Raw genomic sequence first — 20,865 nt, 5'->3', positions numbered from 1 at the left:
AGTGGATGACTCCGCCCCCGTCGCCGTCCGGCCCGGCCGCCACCGCGCCCACCCTGTCCGACCTCGCGGCCAGGGCCGCCCGCGCCCGGCCCGCCTTCGGCGAGCACGCCCACATCCTGTGCGACAACCTGGTCCGCATCTTCAAGACCGAGGGCGTCGAGGTCGTCGCCCTGCAGGGGCTGGACCTCCTGGTCGAGAAGGGCGAGCTGATCGCCGTCGTCGGCGCGTCGGGATCGGGCAAGTCCACCCTGCTCAACGTGCTGTCCGGGCTCGACGTGCCGACCGCTGGGGTGGCCAGGGTCGCGGGCATGGACCTGCTGGCCATGAAACCGAAGGACCGCCTGCGCTACCGCAGGGAGGCCGTCGGCTTCATCTGGCAGCAGACGGCCCGCAACCTGCTGCCCTATTTGACCGGCCGGGAGAACGTGGTGCTGCCCATGCGCCTGGCCGGCAACCGCGCCTCCCAGGCCCGCGCCGACGAGCTGCTCGAACTGCTCGGCGTGGCCGACTGCGCCGCCCGCAGGCCCGGCCAGATGTCCGGCGGCGAGCAGCAGCGGGTGGCGATCGCGGTGGCGCTGGCCAACTCCCCCGAGGTCATCCTGGCCGACGAGCCGACCGGTGAGCTGGACAGCGACACCTCGGAGGAGGTGTTCGCCGCGCTGCGCAACGCCAACCGGGAACTGGGCGTGACGGCGGTGATCGTCACCCACGACGAGCTGGTGTCGGAGCAGGTGGACCGGACGGTGGGCATCCGCGACGGCCGTACCAGCAGCGAGACCCTGCGGCGGGCCGCCGAGGACGGCGGGCTCATCGCCGAGGAGTACGCGGTGCTGGACCGCGTGGGCCGCCTGCAACTCCCCCGCGACTTCATGAACGCGCTCAGCATGGAACGCCGGGTGCGGCTGGAACTGGAACGGGACCACATCGGGGTGTGGCCGGAAGGGTCTGCTGAGGATGAGTGAGCCGCTGGTCGTCGTCGAGGGCGTCCGCAAGGTCTACCGGACCGGGCCGCGCGAGGTCGTCGCCCTCAAGGACGTCTCCTTCGAGGCGTACCCCGGCGAGCTGATCGCCGTGCGCGGGAGGTCCGGCTCGGGCAAGACCACCCTGCTCAACCAGGTCGGCGGGCTCGACCGCCCCGACGCCGGGCGGGTCGTCGTGGCCGGGCACGAGGTGACCGCCCTGCCCGAGGACGGCCTGCTCACCCTGCGGCGCGACGTGGTGGGGTTCGTGTTCCAGTCCTTCGGGCTGATCCCGGTGCTCTCGGCGGCGGAGAACGTGGGGGTTCCCATGCGGCTGGCGCGCATGCCGTCGGCGGAGCGCGAGGAGCGGGTCGCCATGCTCCTCGCCCTGGTCGGGTTGGAACGCCAGGTCAACCAGCGTCCTTACGAGCTGTCCGGCGGGCAGCAGCAGCGGGTCGCCATCGCCCGTTCGCTGGCCAACCGGCCGCGCCTGCTCATCGCGGACGAACCGACCGGCCAGCTCGACTCGCAGACCGGCCGTCAGATCATGGAACTGCTGCGGGCCCTGGTCCGCAGCGAGGGCGTCACCGCCCTGGTCGCCACCCACGACCCCAGCCTGATCACCCTCGCCGACCGCGTCCTCGAAATGCACGACGGCACCCTGCGCACCGCCAGGGCCGAAACCCCTCTGACCGCCTGACCGGCGCGGAGGCGGTTTCAGCGGCTGGTTTCAGCGGCTGGTTTCAGGGAGCGGTTTCAGCGGCCGGTGGAGCGGCTGGCCACGATGGTCTGGACGGCGTGCTCAAGCGCGTAAGCCGGGTCGGCTCCGCCGCCCTTGACCTGCTCGTCGGCGTCGGCGATGGCCTGGATGGCGCGGGCGATGCCGTCCGGGGTCCAGCCGTTGAGCTGACGGCGGACCCGATCGACCTTCCACGGCGGCATGCCCAGTTGCGAGGCGAGCTGCCCACCGCGCGCGTTGCGCGCCGCGCCGCCCACCTTGGCCAGCGACCGCAGCCCTCCGGCCAGCGCGCTCACCAGCAGCACCGGCGCCACGCCCGTGCCCAGCGCCCAGCGGAGCTGCTCCAGCGCGTCGGCCAGGCGCCCTTCCACGGCGGCGTCGGCGACGGTGAACCCGCTCACCTCGGCCCGCCCCCGGTAGTAGCGGGCCACGGCCGCCGCGTCGATGCTCTTTCGATCGGAGGGCGCGTCGAAGACGAGCTGCCCGCAGGCCGCCGCCAGCTCCCGCAGGTCGCTGCCCACGGCGTCCACCAGGGCCTGGGCGGCGTCCGGGGCGATCGTCCGGCCCGCCCGCCTGATCTCGCTCTTGACGAAGTCGAGCCGCTCCCCCGGTTTGGTGATCTTGCTCACCGTGACGACCTGGGCCCCGGCCTTCTTCACGCCGTCCACCAGGGCCTTGCCCTTCACCCCGCCCGGATGGGCGAGCACCAGCACCACGCCGTCGGCCGGGCGGGCGGCGTAGGCGACCACCTCGGCGATCACGTCCTTGCCGAGGTCCTGGGCGGATCTGATCACGATCGCCGACCCGTCGCCGAACAGCGACGGCGAAGCGAGCCTGGTCAGCTCGCCAGGCTCCACCTTGCCCCCGGCGAGATCATGCGTCTCGACCCCCGGATCCGCCTCGCGGGCGGCGGCCACCACCGCGCCCACGGCACGGTCGGCGAGCAGTTCCTCATCGCCGATCACCAAGGTCACGGGGGCAGGACTCGTCGCGGCCATGCGACAGAGCATCCCACGTTTCCCCGCTCCCCCGGCAACCGATCTAGCGCGCGGCGCAGACGACGGCGTCGAAGGCCGCGGTGGCCATGTCTGCGGCGGCCGCCGGCCACCGCCGGGCACGAACACCCGCTCATTGGCCAAGCTCAGATCGAGCAGTTCCCTGGGTTCGAAGTAGCGGTGGCGGATCCCGGCGAACGACGGCATGTACCGCGCGTAGTCCGGCAGGCCACCGGTGAGCTGCAGCGGATGCCGTACCTTGATCTCCCGCCCGTCGTTGCCGTTCCCCCTGACCAGGCCCGGAAGGTACCGCTTCACCGGCGCGTCCAGGTCGGCTCTCTTCTCCCCCGCCAGTTGGAGCACCACGACGGCGGTGAACGTCTTGGTGATGCTCCCGACACGAACCCGCCCATCCCGTCCCCGAACCGCGGCTAACACCCCCGGAAACTCACCACCCCTGACCAGCCCATCCAAGGTCCGCTGCACCCCCACGACGGTCAGCCCGACGTGAGGCGACCCCCTGCCCGGCGCCGGTCCCGCCTCCCGCCCGCCGCAGGTGAACGGCGGGCGGCCCACATCGGTGCAAGCGTCGGCCAGCGCAGAGCGCAATCCTCAGCCCAACACCGCGCCCATCCCTCGGCCCGACTCAGAGCGCAATCTCGCCCCAACACCGGGCTCACCACCTGTCCCGACATCGGCACGGTGGACGGCCCGATCTGGGACCCGCCGACTCGGCCCGACGCTGCCGCAACAATCGGATCGGTGCGGGGTGGTGAGGCTACTTCTTGCCGCACAAGGCGTCGTCCATCAGCTTGGTCGCGGCGCGGTCCTCGCCCAGCAGTTGGTCCTTGGAGGAGCGCAATTGGCTGGACAGTGACAGCACCGCCGCGCGGCCGCTCTTCTCCGCGATGCCCGCTCTGGTCATGTAGCCGAAGATGTCGCCGCCGTGGCCCCAGTAGCCGTCGCCGCAGGGCAGCGGGCGGTACCAGAGGCCCAGGCCGTAGCGGGCGCCCGGCCAGAACCGGCGCGTCTCCGCGTTGACCAGGACACCGCGCTTCATCTGCGTGAGCAGGTCGGACTTGAGCAGCCGGCCTCCCAGCAGCGCGCGCAAGAACCTCTCCAGGTCGTCCGTGGTGGAGATGATGCCACCCGAGGCGTCGGCGTCGCGCTGTTCGGTGACGTCCACCAAGCGCTTCTCGCCCCCGAACTGCTCGTATCCCCGCGCGTGCGGACGCGGCAGCTTGGCGGAGGTCCCGGGTGAGCTGGTGTGCTTGAGCCCGAGCGGATCGATGATCCGTCGCTTGACCTCCACCGACCAGTCGTTGCCCGTGGTAGCCCGGATCACCATGCCGAGCAGGGCGTAGCCGGTGTTCGAGTACGCCCAGGCCTTGCCGGGCGCGAAGAGCGGCTTGTGACGCATCGCCCGGCGAACCACCTGCTGGGGGGTGGATATGTCGAATCGGTGCCGGTAGAACTCCTTCGACGAGTCGGCCGCGTTGGGGAACGGGTAGTCGTCGACGATGCCGCTGGTGTGCTGCAGCAGTTGCCGGATGGTGATCTTCCGTCCGTCGTTGCCGTTGCCCTTGACCACGCCGGGCAGGTGCCGTTCCACGCTGTCGGTCAGTCTCAGCTTGCCCTCGCCGACGAGTTGCAGCACCACGGTGGCCACGAAGCTCTTGTTGACGCTGCCGATCCGGAAGTAGCCGTCCCGGGGCGCCGGCCGCTTGGACTTGACGTCGGCGACGCCGCGCGCCAGCACCGTGCCCTTGCCGTCGGCGGTGGTCACCCGTAGCTGGAGGCCGGTGACGCCGAGCTTGATGGCGGCGTCGGCGTCGCGCCGCAGCACGCCGTCCGGCCCGGCCGTCGGCGTCACCGCGGCGAGCGCCGCCCCACCGCCCGGCACCAAGACGAGCGCCAGCGCGGCGGCCACCGGCGCGGCCGCACGCCGAGGGGTCGCGGTGAATCTCCTGAAGCGAGCCGTCATGAATGTCCCCTGATCAGATCGATGTGCGAATCGGCCCCTCACGCGGGGCCCGGCCCAGCATCGGCCCACGGCCCAAGCCGTCGTATCGGCCGTTCGGAGGAGCGAACCCTGGCCGATGTCGTCCCTCCAGCCATATGACCCCGCCCGCATGCCGTACCTGGCCGATCACCAAGGGAATCGACCGTGGAAGCGCCACCCCGACGCACGCGGCAGCGGGAGATCGACGGAGACCCCCGCCTCCCGCACCCAGCGGCCCCCCGTCATGGGGACTTGCCTCTCGGGAGGACCGCGAGTGCGTCGTCCGTGGCGACGACGGCCAGGTCGCCCGAACGGTCGGTGCGGTAGATCCGCATGCCTGCCCAGGCCAACCGGGACAGGGTGGTCGGTGCCGGGTGGCCGTAGCCGTTGTCCGAACCCACGCTGATCAGGGCCGCGCGGGCGCCGACGGCCGAGAGGAACGCCTGGTCCTGGCGGGCGGAGCCGTGGTGCGGCACCTTCAGCACGTCGGCCCTCGGCAGCCCGAGGCCCAGCAGCCTCGCCTGCGCCTCGGTCTCGATGTCGCCGCTCAGCAGCGCCGACCCCGCCGCCCACCGCACGTGCACCACGACGCTGGCGTTGTTCACCGCCGAGCCCTCCCCCAACCCGGCGGACGGCTCGCCCCCGACCGGCCCGATCACCGTGAGGGCGGACGGCCCGAAGGTCCAGCGGTCGCCCACGTTGACCCGGCGTTCGGGCACGCCGTAGCGCGCGATGTCGGCGGAGACCCGCCGCGTGGCCGGGGACGACCCGGCCGCCACCGCGACCGCCCCGACCTGGCGGCCGCGGAAGACCCCGGCGAGACCTCCCACGTGGTCGGCGTGCGGGTGCGTCAGGATGATCAGGGGCACCTGGCGCACGCCGAGATCGCGCAGACAGCGATCGACGCCGGCCGAGTCGAGGCCGGTGTCCACCACCACGGCCCTGCCCGGCCCGGCCGCGACCACCAAGGCGTCGCCCTGGCCCACGTCGCAGGCCACCAGGAGCCAGCGCCCCGGCGGCCACCCGGCCAGCGCAGGTCCGACGACCAGGAAGGCGACCAGCGCCCCCGCCGCCAGCGCACCGGCCGCCCACCGCCCGAACGGACGGCGCAGCACGAGGACCACCACCAGCGCGGACGCCCCGAGCAGCCCGATCCCGGCCAGTCCGCCCGGCCACGGCACCGTCCCGTACGGCAGGCCCGCCGCCCACTCGGCCACCCCGATGATCCAGCCGACCGCGACCCCCGCCGGTCGTACGAGCAGGCTCGCCGCCTCCAGGTGCAGCGGCGCCACCAGCGCGGCCACGAACCCGAGCAGCGTCGCCGGGGCCACGGCCGGTCCGGCCAGCAGGTTGGCGGGCATGGCGGCCAGCGAGACCGCTCCCGACATCACCACCAGCACGGGTGCCACGGCGGCCTGGGCCGCCGCCGGGACGGCGATCGCCTCGGCGAGCCAGGACGGCAGCCGCACGGCCAGCCGGTCGCGCCAGCCCGGAGCCAGCACGAGGATCCCGGCGGTGGCGCAGACCGACAGCGCGAAGCCGTAGGACCGGGCGAGTGACGGATCGAAGAGGATCAGCAGCAGGATGGTCGCCGACAGCGCCGCCGCGCCGTCACGGGTCCGGCCGGTGCCGAGGGCGAGCGCCGCGACCAGGCCCATGAGCAGCGCCCGCAGCACGCTCGGCGACGGCCGCGCCACTACCGTGAAGGCCAGCATCGCCGCCGCCGCGAGGACGGCCCGCGCGGCCAATGGCAGTCGGCTGACCCGGCCGAGGGCGATCGCCGCCCCGGCCACGATGGCGAGGTTGGCACCGCTCACGGCCAGCAGGTGCGAGAGCCCGGCCGCCTCGAAGTCGGCCTTGATCTTGTCGTCCATGCGTGAGACGTCGCCGACGACGAGTCCGGGCAGCAGCCCGCGCTGGCCAGGTGGCAGTACGTCGCTGGCGGAGCGCAGGCCCGCGCGCAGCGCACCGGCGATCCGCTGGACGTCGTGGGGGCCGCTGAGGACCTGCGGGCGTCCGCGCGCGAGGAGCATCGCGGCGACGAGCTCGGAACGGTCGGCTGTGGCCAGCCGTCCCCGGACGCGCAGGCGCTGGCTGGGCAACAGCCCCTGCCAGCCGTCGCCCGCGCCGAGGACCACGATCGGGACCTGGACGGCATGCCGCCGCCCGGCGATCTCGACCGCCAGCACGCCCGCGTCGGCCGCGACGCGCTCTCCGGGGAAACCTCCGTTCCGGGACCGGTAGGTACGCGGATCGCCGGTCAGCACGATCTCCGCGACGACCACCGCCCCCGTGCGCGCGGCATCGGCCACGGGGCCGGTGGTCACGGCGTGCATCCGGAACCCGACGGCCGCCGCGACCGCACCGGTGCACCCGAGCACCGCCACCGCCGTCCCGCCCCAGCCATCCGCCCACCCGCCGCCAGGACGGTGTGCGGGGAACCGTCTGGTCACTTCGGGCCTCAGCACGATGATCAGAATCGCCGCCAAGGCACCCCCGGCCACCGCCGCCGCACCGGCCGCCGACCACCCGAGCAACACCCAAGCGGTCACCCACGCACCCAACGCCGGAGCCGCCAGCGCGGGAACCCCGGCAGGCGCCGCAGGTTCGTGCTCCGTGGAATCGTGGGTGTTCCTCCCTCCGGCGGCTTCGTCGCCCGGTGGGGCCTCCCTGTCTGCGGTCACCGATTCTCCGGTCGCGGGCCGGCTGGACACCGGAGCGCCTGCGGTAGGTCGGAGTACTCACGCGCCGGACTACGGTCGCCGATGAACCTCAAGCCGAACCTCTTCTCATCGTCGTGTCACCATCCGGCCCCGCGACACCGCGGTCGTGAAGGGCAGGGACGTGGGGTCAGACTCGGACCTTGTCCTTGATGTCGGCGTACTTGCGGTCGCCGATGCCCGAGACCTCCTGTAACTGCTCCACGCTGCGGAAGCCGCCGTGTGCCGTGCGGTAGTCGGCGATACGGCGGGCTAGCACTTCGCCGACGCCGGGTAAGAGGTCGAGCTGCTCCACGGTCGCGGTGTTCAGATCGACCGGTGTGCCCGCCGTGGGATCGCCCGACGCAGGAACGAGTGGGAGGGCCGGGGCCTGGCCGGGTGGGCCGCCCACGACGATCTGCTCGCCGTCCACGAGCACGCGGGCGAGATTGATGGAGTCGGTGGTGACACCCTTTCTGGGGCCTCCGGCGGCGGCCACGGCGTCCTGAACGCGGCTACCGCCCGGGAGGGTGAAGACCCCGGCCTCGCGGACCTTGCCCGCGACGTGCACGGTCACCGCCGTCGTCGCGGCCCGGGGCGACGGCGGCAGGGACGGGGAGGTGGGCGGCGAGGCCGAGACCGGCTGCCCGGAGGCGACGCCCGAGGCGGGCGCGGCGGCGGGTGGCGGCGGCAGGGGCTCCGCGACCGGCTGGGAGCGCCACAGGTGGAACCCACCGGCCAGCGCGGCCACCACGCCGAGCAGAAGCAGCAACCCTGCCTTCGGACGGTTGAGCCGCAGCAGGGAGTCTCTGTCGGTAAGGGCGATGCGCAGCCGCTCGCGCATGGAAAGCGGGAACCGCGAGGCCTCGGGCGACCGATCCAGCGGCTCGCCATCATCGTCCGGTTCCTGCGAAGTACCGGCCGCCGCCTCGTCCGTGTCCGCTGGATCGGGATCGGACCGAAGGCCGGCCAGCCAATGATCGGCCGCCGAGGCCCTGCCGGCTGCAGGGACCCGCGACGCGGTTTCTCGGAGACCCACGGGTGGCACAGCGGACGAACCCGCCAAGCGACCTGAGGCCCCCTCATCTCGGGGATTACCCGGCGGCGCGGAACGCGAGCCTGGCCACCGATCCGAAGCATCCCCTTCTCGGGGACCGCTGGGCGGCGGAGTGCCCGGCCAGGGGGCCGGGGGCTCCGTATGGGGTATCGGGGCGGGATCCTCGGCAGGCGGATGGGGGGCGGGGATGAGTCTGCGTAGCCTGGCCTCGGGGCTCTGGCGGCCTTGTTCTGCGTTCGGCACAGGGCGCACGCTAGGTCACGGCGAGCACGGGCTTTCGAGCCGAACGCGGTTCTGTGGATAACCAGGTCCGCAGGCCGCCGTCGCCCTGTGGATCGTTCGGGGGCGGGTCAGGCCTTCAGGTCGTGGCAGGGGCTGATCTGAGGGGTGCGGACCACGTTGGCGTTGGGGTCGATGCCGCGGACGGGGGCTGCCCAGGCGGCTGCCGGGGCGACCATCGGGAGTACGGCGGCGACGATGACCGCCGTCGCGGCCAGGCGCCGGACGCGCCCGCCTTCCTGAGCCATCACGGGCCTCCAATGAGCCGTCACGGAACTTCGGGGAACACCAAGAGCTCGATCGACTGCCCCAATGTTGGGGGTTCCAACGGTCATTGTCCAGAGCGCCCTCACGGCCAGGGGGTCACGGTGACGCCGAGCATGCCGGGGCCGACGTGGGCGCCGATGACCGCGCCCATCTCGACCACCTCCAGGCGGGCCAGTGCCGTGACGCGTCGCCTGAGCCGTTCGGCCAGGTCGGCGGCCTTCGCCTGGTCGCCGAGGTACTGGACGGCGACGGCGGTGGGCTTCTCGCCGCACGCCTGGGCGGCCAGGTCCTCCAGCCGCGCCAGAGCACGGGAGGACGTGCGGACCTTCTCCAGGGGCACGATCGAACCCCCGGTGATGTGCAGCAGCGGTTTGACCCGCAGGGCCGAGCCCACCAGCCCGGCGGCGACGCCGACGCGCCCGCCGCGCCGCAGGGTCTCCAGGGTGTCCAGGTAGAAGTAGGTCCGGGCGGTGTCCATGTGACGGCGTGCGGCGGCCGTCACCTCCTCCCGGACGCCCCCGGCCAGCGCGGCCTCCGCGGCGGCCAGGACGGGGAAGCCGAGGCCCATCGCGATGGACCTGCTGTCGATCACCTCGACCGGGATCGGCGCGTCGCGGGCGGCCAGGCGCGCCGAGCCGGCGGTGCCGGACATCTCCCCGGACACGTGCACGGAGACCGCCCCGGTCACCCCACGGGCCGCCAGAGCGGCGTACGCCTCGGCGAACCGTTCGGGCGAGGGCCGGGAGGTGGTCACGCCGGTACGGCCCGCGAGCGCGTCGCTCAGCCCCGCCGCGCGGATCTCCCGGGGGTCGTCGTCGAGTGCCCGGTCACCGGCGATCACCTGGAGCGGCACGACCACGACGCCGAGCCGTGCGATCTCCGCCGGGGACAGGTAGGCGGTGGAGTCGGTGACCACGGCAGTGGACGGCGCGGTGGGGGGCGGCGGCATAGGCCGACATTACCGGCCCGGCCTGGGCGAAGACCGGTGATACCGATAGCCCGAAGACCGTGAACACCGGCGTCAGGCGTCGTACGGGACTACTGGACGGGGGTGCCGCCGCTCCAGACTCGCTTGGGCTTCAGGCCGAAGGACCAGGCGAACGCGCCCTCGTGGTCGGCGTCCCACTGGACGATGTCGGCGAGCCGGCCGGGGGCCAGCACGCCTCGGTCGGGGGCGCTCAGGACGGTCGCGCCGCCGAGGGTGGCGGCGCGCAGGGCGTCGCCGACGCTCATGCCGAAGGCGGCCACGGCGAGGCTGATCACCAGGGACATCGAGGTGATGCCGCAGTGGCCGGGGTTGTGGTCGCTGCCGAGGGCGATCGGGACACCCTGGGCGATCATGCGGCGGACCGGCGGGAGCGTGCTCGCGCCGCCCTGCATGGCGGTGGCGGGGCAGACCACGGCGGGGATGCCGTAGCGGCCGAGGACCGCGATGTCCTCGTCGGAGGTGTGGTGCAGCAGGTCGGCGGAGGCGCAGCCCAGTTCGGCCGCGAGCTGGACGGCGCCGCGGCGGCTGTGCGCGCCGGCGTGGATGCGCGGGAGCAGCCCGACGTTGCGTCCGGAGGCGAGCACCCAGCGCGCCTCCTCGGTGGTGAAGTGGCCGTCGTCGCAGTAGACGTCGACGCTGTTGGCGCCCGCCGCGGCGGCGTCGGCGCACCAGGAGCCGACGGCCTCGACGTAGTCGCGCTGGCGGCCGAAGTACTCGGGCGGCACGACGTGCGCGGCGAGGAAGGTCGCGTGGATGCGGGGCATCATCGGCTCCTTCTCTAGCTCGCGCAGCAGCCGGATGTCGGCCAGCTCGCCGTCGCGGGTGAGGTGGTAGCCGGTCTTGGCCTCGACCGTGGTGGTGCCGCTGAGCAGCCACTCGCGCAGGCGTTCGCGCACGCCGTTGCACAAGGTCCAGGGGTCGGTGCCGCGCGTGACGGTCACGGTGGAGCCGATGCCTCCGCCAGCCGCGTTGATCGCGCTGGACGACGAACCGCCGGAGCGCATCGCCATCTCGGCGTAACGGTTGCCCGCGTAGACGGGGTGGGTGTGGGCGTCGATGAGCCCGGGAGTGACCAGGGCGCCGCCGAGGTTCTCCACGTGATCGACGTCGACGATGTCATCGACGACGCCGGGAACGCTCTGTGGCAGGTCCGCCGCGCGGCCCACCCAGGCGATCCGATCGTTGTGGACCAGGATCGCGGCATTGCTGCACACGTCGTTCCCGGTCCAGAGCCGACCGATGTTGGTCAGCAAGCGAACGGTCATCGCATCACCGCCTGGGTAGGAACCCCGAGGGTGAGCGGAGCCCCGGTCCGCTTGGGCGCCTGGCCCATGGGGTCCGCTCGCAGTCCGGACGACATCGGGGGTCTCCTGCTTCTCATCCGCTTGAGGGTTGTGCGGCTGACCGTATCGCCACGATCATGATCCGGCGATTTCAGTTCAGTTACGTTATTTCACAGGTCGGCTCGGCGTACAGGGTTATTCGCGAAGAACGCCCCTCTTGATCTTGCCCTCTCGCGGCGGGGAAGCCGGTCGTCTCACCGTGCTCCCCGGCGCGGCAGCGCATCTCAGGTCACATCTTGGCGGACCGGCATCAGAACTCACAACAGCCGACATGCGAAACCCGTGCCAGAATCGTGTCGTAAGGTTTGGCTAATAGTAGCAATACGGACCCCTCCGGACCACCTTTTCGCGGCCCGGCGGGGTTCCGCGTCAACTCAAGCCGGCCTCAGCCCGCGATTCGGCTCAGCTCACGATCTCCACCGGCTTGGCGTGGCGGTCCAACTCCACGAGGAGGCTGGGCAGCACGCGGGCGTGCAGCACGGTGCCGTCGGCGGTGTGCTCGACGGACAGTACCTCGCCCTCGGAGTGCACGCGGGAGATCAGGTCGCCCCGGTCGTACGGCACCAGCATGCGGACCTCGTGGTCCAGCCGGGGCAGTTCGCGCTCGATGATCCGCATCAGGTCGTCGATCCCGGCGCCGGTTCGGGCCGAGACGACCACGCTGTCGCGCTCCTTGGCGATGAGCGCGGTCAGCGCGACCGGGTCGGCGGCGTCGGCCTTGTTGATCACGACGATCTCGGGGACGTCGCCCGCGTCGACCTCGCCCAGCACCTCGCGCACGGCGGCGAGCTGGGACTCGGGATCGGGGTGCGAGCCGTCCACCACGTGCAGGATCAGGTCGGAGTCGGCGACCTCCTCCAGCGTCGAGCGGAACGCCTCGATGAGCTGGTGCGGCAGGTGCCGGACGAACCCGACGGTGTCGGCGAGGGTGAACAGCCTGCCGTCGGGCGTGCGCGACCGGCGGACGGTCGGGTCGAGGGTGGCGAACAGCGCGTCCTCGACCAGCACGCCCGCTCCGGTGAGCCGGTTGAGCAGCGACGACTTGCCGGCGTTGGTGTAGCCGGCGATGGCGACCGCGGGGACCTCGCGCGCCCGCCTGCGGGTGCGCATGGTGTCTCGCGCGGTCGACATCTCGCCTATCTGACGGCGCAGCTTGCTCATCCGGGTGCGGATCCGGCGGCGGTCCAGCTCGATCTTGGTCTCACCGGGGCCGCGGCCGCCGATGCCGACACCGCCCACGGCGCGACCGCCGACCTGCCGGGACAGGTTGCCGCCCCAGCCGCGCAGGCGCGGCATCAGGTATTCGAGCTGTGCCAGCTCGACCTGTGCCTTGCCCTCGCGGCTCTTGGCGTGCTGGGCGAAGATGTCGAGGATCAGCGCGGTGCGGTCGATCACCTTGACCTTGACCACTTCTTCGAGCTGGCGGAGCTGACCCGGGGTCAGCTCGCCGTCGCAGATCACGGTGTCCGCGCCCGTCGCGGCGACGATGTCGCGCAGTTCGATGGCCTTGCCCGACCCGATGTAGGTCGCCGGGTCGGGCCGCTGGCGGCGCTGGATGAGTCCCTCCAGGACCTCCGAGCCCGCGGTCTCCGCCAGGAGCTTCAGCTCCGTCAGGGAGTTCTCGGCGTCGACCACCGTGCCCTGCGTCCACACCCCGACCAGGACGACGCGTTCCAGCCGGAGCCGGCGATATTCGACCTCGGTGACGTCTTCGAGCTCGGTGGAGAATCCGGCCACGCGCCGTAGCGCCTGGCGGTCTTCCAGGTCGAGCTCGCCGTTCTCGAAGGCCTGGTCGTCGAGTTCTAGCTCGATGCCGTCCCACTGACGGGCGTCTTCACGGGTGAACCGGGTACGGGAATCGTTAGGCATATATGTCATCTCTGTGAGGAGAACGCTGGGACACCGTGGTGTCTTCCCGATGGTGACACGACTTCGCGCCGCCAATCATCTGGTTATCCTCGCGGATTGTCAGGATTTCAACACCGCGGCGTTACCCGAGCCGGTGGTGACGATCACCTTGGCCGAGGCGGACGGATCATGCGAAACCTCGACGCTCCTGTCGCCGGAGCCGGTCTCCGCCTCCACGTCGTATCGGCCGTCGGGTACACGCACGGTGGCGTCGCCGGAGCCGGTCTCGACCTTGACCTGTGCGGGGACCGCGGTGTACCTCAGCTCCACGGCGCCGGACCCGGTCTCGACGGTCGACTCCTTGGATGTGAGCCCGGCGGCCTCGATGTCGCCGGAGCCGGTGTTGGCGATCAGCGTGCCCGACGCGTTGCGCAGGGTGATGTCGCCGGAGCCGGTGCTCACCGTCAGGCCGAGCCCCCGGGGAACCTCCACCCGGTAGTCGACCGAGCAGCTGCGAAAGCCCATACCCCCGGGGCAGTTGTAACTGAGCGCGAGCCGGTCGCCGTTGACCGGGTGCTCGGGCTCGGGCTTCTGCCCGCGCCAGTGCAAAGTCTCGGTCACCTTGATCCCGCTCCGGTCGGCCTCGGTGACGACGATGTCACCGGCCTCCGAGTCGATCTCCAACAGCGCCACCTTGTCGGCGACGTCGTAGCTCACCGTGTCCTCCTGCTCGGGGCCCCCGATGTCTCCTATGCCGCACCCGGCCAGAAGGAGCCCGGAACCGAGCAGCGCCCCCGCCACGACGATCCTCTTCATCTCTGTTACCCGCGTTTCTCACTGTCGGCTTCGGTGTGGGCAACAGCCTCCCCCAGGCGGGACGCTCTGCCATCCGGGACGCCCCCCATTCCACCCCGGGGGTGATCCCTGAACGATTTGTCCGGGAAACCCGGAAAGTGGGGGCCCCGCCCTTCGTCTCACCAACGCGGTGAAGTAGCGTCTCTTCCATAATCCAGAATCAATTTTCCACGATACGGAAAGAGGGACGGCCCATGGACGGAGTCGAGATCACCGGCCCGCTGCTGGACCGGTTCGACGAGATCCTCACGCCGGAGGCGCTGGCCTTCACGGCGGCCCTGCAGCGCGAGTTCGGGGCGCGCCGCGCGGAGCTCCTGGAGGCACGCCAGGTCAGGCAGGCAGAGCTGTCCGCCGGAGGCACCCTCGACTTCCTGCCGGAGACCAAGCACATCCGCCAGGACGACGCCTGGCGGGTCGCCGGCCCCGCGCCCGGCCTGGTGGACCGCCGGGTGGAGATCACCGGTCCGGTCGACCGGAAGATGACCATCAACGCGCTCAACTCGGGGGCCAAGGTCTGGCTCGCCGACTTCGAGGACGCCAACTCCCCGCTGTGGGAGAACTGCGTTGCCGGTCAGCTCAACCTGCGCGACGCCCTGGACCGCACCATCGACTTCTCCATCGGCGAGAAGTCCTACGCACTGCGTCCCGACGAGGAGCTGGCCACCGTCGTGGTCCGGCCGCGTGGATGGCATCTCGACGAGAAACACCTGCTCGTGGACGGCGACCCCGTCTCGGCGTCGATCTTCGACTTCGCCCTGTACTTCTTCCACTGCGCCCGCCGTCAGCTCGACAAGGGCCGCGGGCCGTACTTCTACCTGCCCAAGTTGGAGTCGCACCTGGAGGCGCGGCTCTGGAACGACGTCTTCGTCCGCGCCCAGGAGCTCCAGGGCATCCCGCGCGGGACCATCAGGGCGACGGTGCTCATCGAGACCTACCCGGCCGCCTTCGAGATGGAGGAGATCCTCTACGAGCTGCGCGAGCACTCCGCGGGCCTCAACGCGGGCCGCTGGGACTACCTGTTCAGCGTCATCAAGAAGTTCCGCACCCGGGGGCGGGAGTTCCTGCTGCCGGAGCGCAACACCGTCACGATGACCGCGCCGTTCATGCGCTCCTACACCGAGCTGCTGGTCAGCGTCTGCCACCGGCGCGGCGCGCACGCGATCGGCGGCATGGCCGCGTTCATCCCCTCCCGGCGCGACCCCGAGGTCAACAAGGTCGCCCTTGAGAAGGTCCGCGCCGACAAGACCCGCGAGTCCGGCGACGGCTTCGACGGCTCGTGGGTGGCCCACCCCGACCTGGTCCCGATCTGCCGTGAGGTCTTCGACGGCGTGCTCGGCGACCGTCCGAACCAGGTCGCGCGGCTGCGCGACGACGTCGAGGTGACCGCGGCCGACCTGCTGGCCGTCTCGCGGACCCCCGGTGAGATCACCGAGGCGGGCCTGCGCGCCAACGTGGACGTCGCGCTGCGTTACCTCGCCGCCTGGATGGGCGGCAACGGCGCGGTGGCCATCCACAACCTGATGGAGGACGCCGCGACGGCGGAGATCTGCCGCTCCCAGATCTGGCAGTGGATCCACAACGACATCGAGCTGTCCGACACCAAGACCCTCGTCACCCGAGACCTGGTGGAGCGGATCATCGAGGAGGAGCTGGCCCGGATCAAGACCGAGCCGGGCTACGACGAGGCCGGTTTCGCACTGGCCGCCGCCCTGTTCCGCGAAGTGGCCCTGGACGACGACTTCGTGGACTTCCTCACCCTGCCCGCCTACGCCCGTATGCCCTGACCCATGAGGTGCGCCGCCTCGGCCGTTGCAGGAGGATGAAAGGGAGGAGGCACTGTGACGGATACCCTCCGCGCGCTGTCCGAGCGGCTCACCGGGCTACTCGGGCCCGAGGCGGTGATCACCGATCCGGTGAGGCTGCGCACGTACGAGTGCGACGGCCTCACCTACCACCGGGCCACTCCCGGCGTCGTCGTCCTGCCCGGCTCGGCGGAGCAGGTGGCCGGTGTGGTGCGCCTCTGCGACGAGTACGGCGTGCCGTTCGTCGCGCGCGGCGCGGGCACCGGCCTGTCGGGCGGGGCGCTCCCCCGCACCGACGGCGTGCTGGTCGTGACCTCCAGGATGCGGCGGATCATCGAGATCGACCTGCCGAACCGCCGGGCCGTCGTGGAGCCCGGCGTCACCAACCTGGCGATCACCGAGGCGGTGCGCGACCAGGGCTACTACTACGCGCCCGACCCGTCCAGCCAGCAGGTGTGCACGATCGGCGGGAACGTCGCGGAAAACAGCGGCGGCGCGCACTGCCTGAAGTACGGCTTCACCGTCAACCACGTCGAGGCCCTGGAGATCGTCACGCCCGACGGCGAGATCGTCACGCTCGACGCCCTCGATCCCGGTTACGACCTGCTCGGGGCGTTCGTCGGGTCCGAGGGCACGCTGGGCGTCACCACCAAGATCACCGTACGGCTCAGCCGCGCCCCCGAGACCGTCACCACGCTGCTGGCCGCCTTCCACGACGTGGAGGCGGGCGGCACGGCCGTCTCGGAGATCATCGCGGCCGGAATCGTGCCCGCCGCGATCGAGATGATGGACGCCCTGGCCATCGAGGCCGCCGAGGCCGCGGTGCGGTGCGGCTACCCGGAGGGCGCTGCGGCCGTGCTGATCGTCGAGCTGGACGGCCCGGCCGCGCAGGTCGTGGCCCAGTTCGCCGAGGTCACCCGGATCTGCCGGGAGAGCGGCTCGTTCGAGCTGCGCACGGCCGACGACCCAGCCGACCGCGCGGCCATCTGGAAGGGCCGCAAGTCGGCGTTCGCCGCCGTCGGCCGGATCAGCCCCGCCTACATCGTCCAGGACGGTGTGGTGCCCCGTACGGCCCTCCCCCGCGTGCTGGCGGGCATCGACCGCCTCTCCCGCGACCACGGCATCCGCGTGGCCAACGTGTTCCACGCGGGCGACGGCAACCTGCACCCCCTGGTGCTGTTCGACGACGCCGAGCCGGGCGCGGGCGAGCGGGCCGAGCTGGTCTCCGCGCGCATCCTCGACCTGTGCGTGGACAACGGCGGGTCGATCACCGGCGAGCACGGCGTCGGGGTCGACAAGGCCCGTCACATGCCGAGGATGTTCTCCGCCGACGACCTCGACACCATGCAGCTCGTCCGCTGCGCGTTCGATCCCAGGGGCCTGTCGAACCCGGGCAAGGTGTTCCCCACACCGCGCCTGTGCGGGGAGGTCCCCGGCGTGCGCAAGGGCGTGCATCCGCTGGTCGCCTCCGGAAAGGCCGAGCAGTTCTGATGTCGAACCCGCCCGGCCCCGACGAGACCCCGGAGAAGACCCCAGAGATGACGCTGGAGAAGACCGGGGTGACGATTCGCGACGGCGCCGCCGAGGACGCGGTGGCCGGTGTGTCCCCGCGCTGGGTGGCCCTGCCCGAGTCCACCGAAGAGGTCTCCGCGCTGCTGCGCGCCACCGCCGGGCACGACCTCGCCGTGGTCGCCACCGGAGGCGGCACCAAACTGCACTGGGGCCTGCCCCCTGAGCGCTGCGACCTGCTGATCGACACCTGCTGCCTGACCGAGCCGGTCGAGCACACGGCGGGCGACCTGGTCGCCCGCGTACCGGCCGGGGTGACCATGGACGCCCTGGCCGTCCTGCTCGCGGACAGCGGCCAGGAGCTGGCCCTCGACGTGCCGCTCGCGGGCGCCACGGTGGGCGGCACGCTGGCCACCGCGACGGCGGGCCCGCGCCGGTTCAGGTACGGCACCGCCCGCGACCTGCTGATCGGGATCACCGTCGTCCTCGCCGACGGAACCGTGGCCCGCTCCGGCGGGCGCGTGGTGAAGAACGTCGCGGGCTATGACCTGGGTAAGCTGTTCACAGGCTCGTACGGCACGCTCGGCGTCATCACCGACGCCACCTTCCGCTTGCACCCCCTCCCCGCGCAGCGCCACTGGACGGCGTTCACCGCCCCCGGCCCCGGCGAGGCCGGGGCGCTGGTGGCCGCGCTGGCCGCGTCCCAGTCCGAGCCGAGCGCGGTCGAGATCGACTGGCCTCAGGCGCGGGGCCCGCTCAGCGTGTCCGCCCTCTTCGAAGGCGTCGCGGCCGAGCAACGCGCCGAGGCCGTCGCCGTGCTGGGCGAACCGGGCGGGCTCCCACAGGAGTCCGGCGGCGCGGAAGAGCCGGACGAGTGCCTGATAGAGCTGCGCGTACCGCCCGCGGGCCTGTCCGCCGCGCTGACCGCCGTCGGGGAGGCGGCCGGACGGCTGGGCCTGCGCCCGTGCGTGCGCGGCGCCGCGGCCTCCGGGGTGCTGAGCATCGGCCTGCCCGCCGCCGACGGCCTGGAGGCGTTCGTGAGCGCGCTCCGAGCGGACTCGGGCGGGCGGCTGGTGGTGCTGGCCGCTCCCGAGGAGCTGTCGAGGCGGATCGACCCCTGGGGCGAGACAGGCGCCCTCGGGCTGATGCGGCGGGTCAAGGAGAGGTTCGACCCCGGCCGCCGGATGTCCCCCGGCCGCTTCGTCGGGGGCATCTGAGGTGGAGGAGGGATCAGGTGTGGACCCTGAACTGATCAAGGACTGCGTGCACTGCGGGTTCTGCCTGCCGACGTGCCCCACGTACGTGCTGTGGGGCGAGGAGATGGACTCCCCTCGCGGGCGGATCCACCTGATGAAGCAGCACGTGGAGGGCACCCCGATCACTCCGGAGATGGCCGGGCACTTCGACGCCTGCCTCGGCTGCATGGCGTGCGTGACGGCCTGCCCGTCCGGCGTGCGCTACGACCGGCTGATCGAGCAGACCCGTGCCGAGGTCGAGCGCGAGCACGTCCGCGAGCCCGAGGACCGCGCGCTGCGGGCGTTGGTCTTCTCGCTGTTCCCCTACCCCCGGCGGCTGCGGGCGCTGCGCCTGCCGCTGCGGCTCTCCGAACGGCTCCGCGAGCGGATCGCGCCACGGCTGGCGCGGATCAACCCGTCGCTGGCCGCGATGGCGGAACTGGCCCCCAAGGGCGTGGCCCGGGTGCGCCTGCCCCCGCTGGTGCGTGCGCAGGGCCCCCGGCGCGCGGTGGTGGGCATGCTCACCGGATGCGTGCAGGGCGAGTTCTTCCCCCAGGTCAACGCGGCCACGGCCCGGGTGCTCGCGCTGGAGGGCTGCGACGTGGTCATCCCGCCCGGCCAGGGCTGCTGCGGGGCGCTCTCGCTGCACTCCGGGCAGGAGGCGCAGGCGCTCAGGTTCGCCAGGCGGACGATCGCCGCCTTCGAGCGCGCCGGGGTGGACACGGTGGTCGTCAACGCCGCCGGATGCGGCTCCACGATGAAGGACTACGCAGAGATCCTCGAAGGCGAGCCCGGCTGGGCCGCGCGGGCGCGGGCGATCCGCGTCCTGGACGTCACCGAGTTCCTGGCGGAGCTCGGCCCGGTCGCCGAACGCCACCCGCTGCCGATCTCGGTGGCGTACCACGACGCCTGCCACCTGGCGCATGCCCAGGGCGTGCGGGCCCAGCCCAGGGCGCTGCTGACCGGCGTTCCCGGGCTGACGATCAGGGAGATCGCCGAGTCGTCGATCTGCTGCGGCTCGGCCGGCACCTACAACCTGTTCCAGCCGCGGGCGGCGGGCGAGCTGGGCGAGCGGAAGGCCGCGCACGTGGTCGCGACCGGCGCCGACGTGCTCGTCTCGGCGAACCCCGGATGCACCATGCAGATCACGGCCGCGCTGCGCCGCCTGGGCGAGAAGGAGATCCCGGTGGCCCACACCGTCCAGATCCTGGACGCGTCGCTGCGCGGCGTGCAGGTGGGGGTGCCGGGTTGAGCGGGGTGCAGAGCGTCGACCGGGCGCTCGACCTGCTGGAGGCGCTGGCCGAGCTGGGCGGCGAGGCGGGGATCTCGGAGCTGGCGGCGCGCACCGCGCTGCCGTACGGGACGATCCACCGGCTGCTGCGCACCCTGCTGGCCAGGGGGTACGTCCGCCAGGAGTCCGACCGGCGGTACGCCCTGGGCGGGGCCCTCGTACGGCTGGGCGGCGTCGCCGAGGGGATGGTCGGCGAGTGGGCTCAGCCGTACCTGACCCGCATGGTGGAGCTGTCCGGCGAGACGGCGAACCTGGCGGTGCTGGAGGGCGACTTCATCGTCTACGTGGCCCAGGTGCCCTCGCCGCGCAGGCTCCGGATGTTCGCCGAGGTCGGCAGGCGGGTGCTGCCGCACAGCACGGCGGTGGGCAAGGTGCTGCTGGCCGCCAGGCCGGAGCCCGAGGTGGCCGCGCTGATCGACCGCACGGGCACCCCCCGGCGCACCGCCAACACCATCACCGGCCACCCCGCCATGCTGGACGCCCTGCGGCGCGTACGCTCCCAGGGCTACGCCATGGACCTGGGCGAGGAGGAGCTGGGCGTGCACTGCCTGGCCGTGCCCGTGCACGACGGCGGGCGCGTGGTGGCCGCCATGTCGGTGTCCGGCCCGGCCGAGCGCATCGACGCGCTGGACCTTGAGGAGCTGGCCAGGGGGATGCGGCGGATCGCGGACGAGTTCGGCGCCGAGCTGGCCCCCCGGGCGTTGCCTACGCCGAACAGGTCATGAGCACCGGACCCGACCCGGCAAGATAGGTACATGTGCCGAAGCATCAAGACACTTCGTCCGCCGTACACCGAGACAGTGACCGAGGCGGAGATGCGCGCCGCGGCCCTGCAGTACGTCAGGAAGATCTCCGGCTTCAGGACGCCCGCCGCGCACAACGCCGAGGCGTTCGAGGCCGCCGTGGCGGCTGTGACGGCCGCCACGGCCCAGTTGCTGGGTTCCATCGAGGTCAGGGGCGCCAGGGCGTCCTGAGGCCGCTCGGCGCCCCCCAGCGC

Annotated in this window: 17 protein-coding genes and 1 pseudogene; 8 read left to right on the top strand and 10 right to left on the bottom strand. The window is 72.2% G+C overall.

Translation table 11 applies throughout. The annotated features are described in order from the left end of the window. Window positions 1-5 precede the first annotated feature (5 nt). Together P3X83_RS15930 and P3X83_RS15925 are read left to right on the top strand one after the other, a co-directional pair. On the top strand, window positions 6-962 hold the full coding sequence (locus P3X83_RS15930) for an ABC transporter ATP-binding protein (protein ID WP_277305838.1): 957 nt from the start codon (window positions 6-8) through the stop codon (window positions 960-962). Next, on the top strand, window positions 955-1,659 hold the full coding sequence (locus tag P3X83_RS15925) for an ABC transporter ATP-binding protein (RefSeq protein ID WP_277305837.1): 705 nt from the start codon (window positions 955-957) through the stop codon (window positions 1,657-1,659). The genes P3X83_RS15930 and P3X83_RS15925 overlap by 8 nt, the downstream gene beginning before the upstream one ends. 56 nt (window positions 1,660-1,715) lie before the next feature. Here the strand turns inward: P3X83_RS15925 and holA are convergent, their stop codons facing one another. The 10 genes and pseudogenes from holA to P3X83_RS15875 all read right to left on the bottom strand — a co-directional run bounded on the left by holA (window position 1,716) and on the right by P3X83_RS15875 (window position 13,992). Continuing rightward, entirely contained in the window at window positions 1,716-2,708 is a 993-nt protein-coding gene (gene holA, locus P3X83_RS15920; protein WP_277305911.1) for a DNA polymerase III subunit delta, read from the bottom strand. Window positions 2,709-2,813: 105 nt separating this feature from the next. Next, window positions 2,814-3,131, bottom strand: a pseudogene (locus tag P3X83_RS15915) (serine hydrolase domain-containing protein); the annotation flags it as partial. 340 nt (window positions 3,132-3,471) lie between these two features. Further along, a complete protein-coding gene (locus tag P3X83_RS15910) occupies window positions 3,472-4,677 on the bottom strand; it encodes a serine hydrolase domain-containing protein (RefSeq protein ID WP_277305836.1) in 1,206 nt (401 codons plus the stop codon). Window positions 4,678-4,937: 260 nt separating this feature from the next. After that, window positions 4,938-7,247 carry a ComEC/Rec2 family competence protein gene (locus tag P3X83_RS15905; protein WP_277305835.1) on the bottom strand — a complete coding sequence of 770 codons (2,310 nt, stop codon included), beginning with the start codon at window positions 7,245-7,247 and terminating at the stop codon, window positions 4,938-4,940. Between the two features lie 298 nt (window positions 7,248-7,545). Beyond that, the gene (locus P3X83_RS15900) at window positions 7,546-8,238 is read right to left on the bottom strand and encodes a ComEA family DNA-binding protein (RefSeq protein WP_277305834.1); all 693 of its coding nucleotides are present in this window, start codon (window positions 8,236-8,238) and stop codon (window positions 7,546-7,548) included. 563 nt (window positions 8,239-8,801) lie between these two features. Then, window positions 8,802-8,978 carry a hypothetical protein gene (locus tag P3X83_RS15895; RefSeq protein ID WP_277305833.1) on the bottom strand — a complete coding sequence of 59 codons (177 nt, stop codon included), beginning with the start codon at window positions 8,976-8,978 and terminating at the stop codon, window positions 8,802-8,804. Window positions 8,979-9,079: 101 nt separating this feature from the next. Further along, a complete protein-coding gene (locus P3X83_RS15890; protein ID WP_277305832.1) occupies window positions 9,080-9,946 on the bottom strand; it encodes a DegV family protein in 867 nt (288 codons plus the stop codon). 89 nt (window positions 9,947-10,035) lie between these two features. After that, entirely contained in the window at window positions 10,036-11,250 is a 1,215-nt protein-coding gene (gene hutI, locus P3X83_RS15885) for an imidazolonepropionase (protein WP_277305831.1), read from the bottom strand. A gap of 480 nt (window positions 11,251-11,730) precedes the next feature. Further along, entirely contained in the window at window positions 11,731-13,197 is a 1,467-nt protein-coding gene (hflX, locus tag P3X83_RS15880; protein WP_277305830.1) for a GTPase HflX, read from the bottom strand. A gap of 99 nt (window positions 13,198-13,296) precedes the next feature. Beyond that, window positions 13,297-13,992 (bottom strand): DUF4097 family beta strand repeat-containing protein, encoded by a 696-nt coding sequence (locus P3X83_RS15875; protein WP_277305829.1) that lies wholly within the window; start codon window positions 13,990-13,992, stop codon window positions 13,297-13,299. 233 nt (window positions 13,993-14,225) lie between these two features. Here P3X83_RS15875 and aceB point away from each other — a divergent pair, with 233 nt between their 5' ends. Genes aceB through P3X83_RS15845 form a run of 6 tightly spaced genes read left to right on the top strand, consistent with a single transcriptional unit; the run spans window position 14,226 to window position 20,842 of the window. Then, complete coding sequence (aceB, locus tag P3X83_RS15870; protein ID WP_277305828.1) at window positions 14,226-15,815, top strand: malate synthase A; 1,590 nt, start codon at window positions 14,226-14,228, stop codon at window positions 15,813-15,815. Between the two features lie 54 nt (window positions 15,816-15,869). Then, on the top strand, window positions 15,870-17,324 hold the full coding sequence (locus P3X83_RS15865) for an FAD-linked oxidase C-terminal domain-containing protein (protein ID WP_277305827.1): 1,455 nt from the start codon (window positions 15,870-15,872) through the stop codon (window positions 17,322-17,324). Continuing rightward, window positions 17,324-18,559: an FAD-binding oxidoreductase gene (locus P3X83_RS15860; RefSeq protein ID WP_277305826.1), complete on the top strand. Its 1,236-nt coding sequence runs from the start codon at window positions 17,324-17,326 to the stop codon at window positions 18,557-18,559. Before P3X83_RS15865 ends, P3X83_RS15860 begins: the two co-directional genes overlap by 1 nt. Window positions 18,560-18,578: 19 nt before the next feature. Next, complete coding sequence (locus P3X83_RS15855; RefSeq protein WP_277305825.1) at window positions 18,579-19,829, top strand: heterodisulfide reductase-related iron-sulfur binding cluster; 1,251 nt, start codon at window positions 18,579-18,581, stop codon at window positions 19,827-19,829. A 5-nt stretch (window positions 19,830-19,834) separates the two neighbouring features. Next, window positions 19,835-20,593: an IclR family transcriptional regulator gene (locus tag P3X83_RS15850; protein WP_277305910.1), complete on the top strand. Its 759-nt coding sequence runs from the start codon at window positions 19,835-19,837 to the stop codon at window positions 20,591-20,593. 30 nt (window positions 20,594-20,623) lie between these two features. Beyond that, window positions 20,624-20,842, top strand: a complete 219-nt coding sequence (locus tag P3X83_RS15845) for a DUF2277 family protein (RefSeq protein WP_277305824.1) — start codon at window positions 20,624-20,626, stop codon at window positions 20,840-20,842. The last annotated feature ends 23 nt before the right edge of the window (window positions 20,843-20,865 follow it).

This window comes from Spongiactinospora sp. TRM90649, from assembly GCF_029382225.1.
Lineage (GTDB): Bacteria > Actinomycetota > Actinomycetes > Streptosporangiales > Streptosporangiaceae > Spongiactinospora.
Note: the sequence above shows the minus strand (reverse complement) of the source record. Positions and strands in the feature narration are given on the sequence as shown.

What these genes read in the sequence shown, in the direction of transcription:
- hutI (WP_277305831.1), bottom strand. Translation starts at nt 11,250, where the DNA reads ATGACCGTTCGCTTGCTGACCAACATCGGTCGGCTCTGGACCGGGAAC.
- holA (WP_277305911.1), bottom strand. Translation starts at nt 2,708, where the DNA reads ATGCTCTGTCGCATGGCCGCGACGAGTCCTGCCCCCGTGACCTTGGTG.
- P3X83_RS15930 (WP_277305838.1), top strand. Translation starts at nt 6, where the DNA reads ATGACTCCGCCCCCGTCGCCGTCCGGCCCGGCCGCCACCGCGCCCACC.
- P3X83_RS15895 (WP_277305833.1), bottom strand. Translation starts at nt 8,978, where the DNA reads ATGGCTCAGGAAGGCGGGCGCGTCCGGCGCCTGGCCGCGACGGCGGTC.
- P3X83_RS15845 (WP_277305824.1), top strand. Translation starts at nt 20,624, where the DNA reads ATGTGCCGAAGCATCAAGACACTTCGTCCGCCGTACACCGAGACAGTG.
- P3X83_RS15875 (WP_277305829.1), bottom strand. Translation starts at nt 13,992, where the DNA reads ATGAAGAGGATCGTCGTGGCGGGGGCGCTGCTCGGTTCCGGGCTCCTT.
- P3X83_RS15900 (WP_277305834.1), bottom strand. Translation starts at nt 8,238, where the DNA reads ATGCGCGAGCGGCTGCGCATCGCCCTTACCGACAGAGACTCCCTGCTG.
- P3X83_RS15890 (WP_277305832.1), bottom strand. Translation starts at nt 9,946, where the DNA reads ATGCCGCCGCCCCCCACCGCGCCGTCCACTGCCGTGGTCACCGACTCC.
- P3X83_RS15925 (WP_277305837.1), top strand. Translation starts at nt 955, where the DNA reads ATGAGTGAGCCGCTGGTCGTCGTCGAGGGCGTCCGCAAGGTCTACCGG.
- hflX (WP_277305830.1), bottom strand. Translation starts at nt 13,197, where the DNA reads ATGCCTAACGATTCCCGTACCCGGTTCACCCGTGAAGACGCCCGTCAG.
- aceB (WP_277305828.1), top strand. Translation starts at nt 14,226, where the DNA reads ATGGACGGAGTCGAGATCACCGGCCCGCTGCTGGACCGGTTCGACGAG.
- P3X83_RS15860 (WP_277305826.1), top strand. Translation starts at nt 17,324, where the DNA reads ATGTCGAACCCGCCCGGCCCCGACGAGACCCCGGAGAAGACCCCAGAG.
- P3X83_RS15910 (WP_277305836.1), bottom strand. Translation starts at nt 4,677, where the DNA reads ATGACGGCTCGCTTCAGGAGATTCACCGCGACCCCTCGGCGTGCGGCC.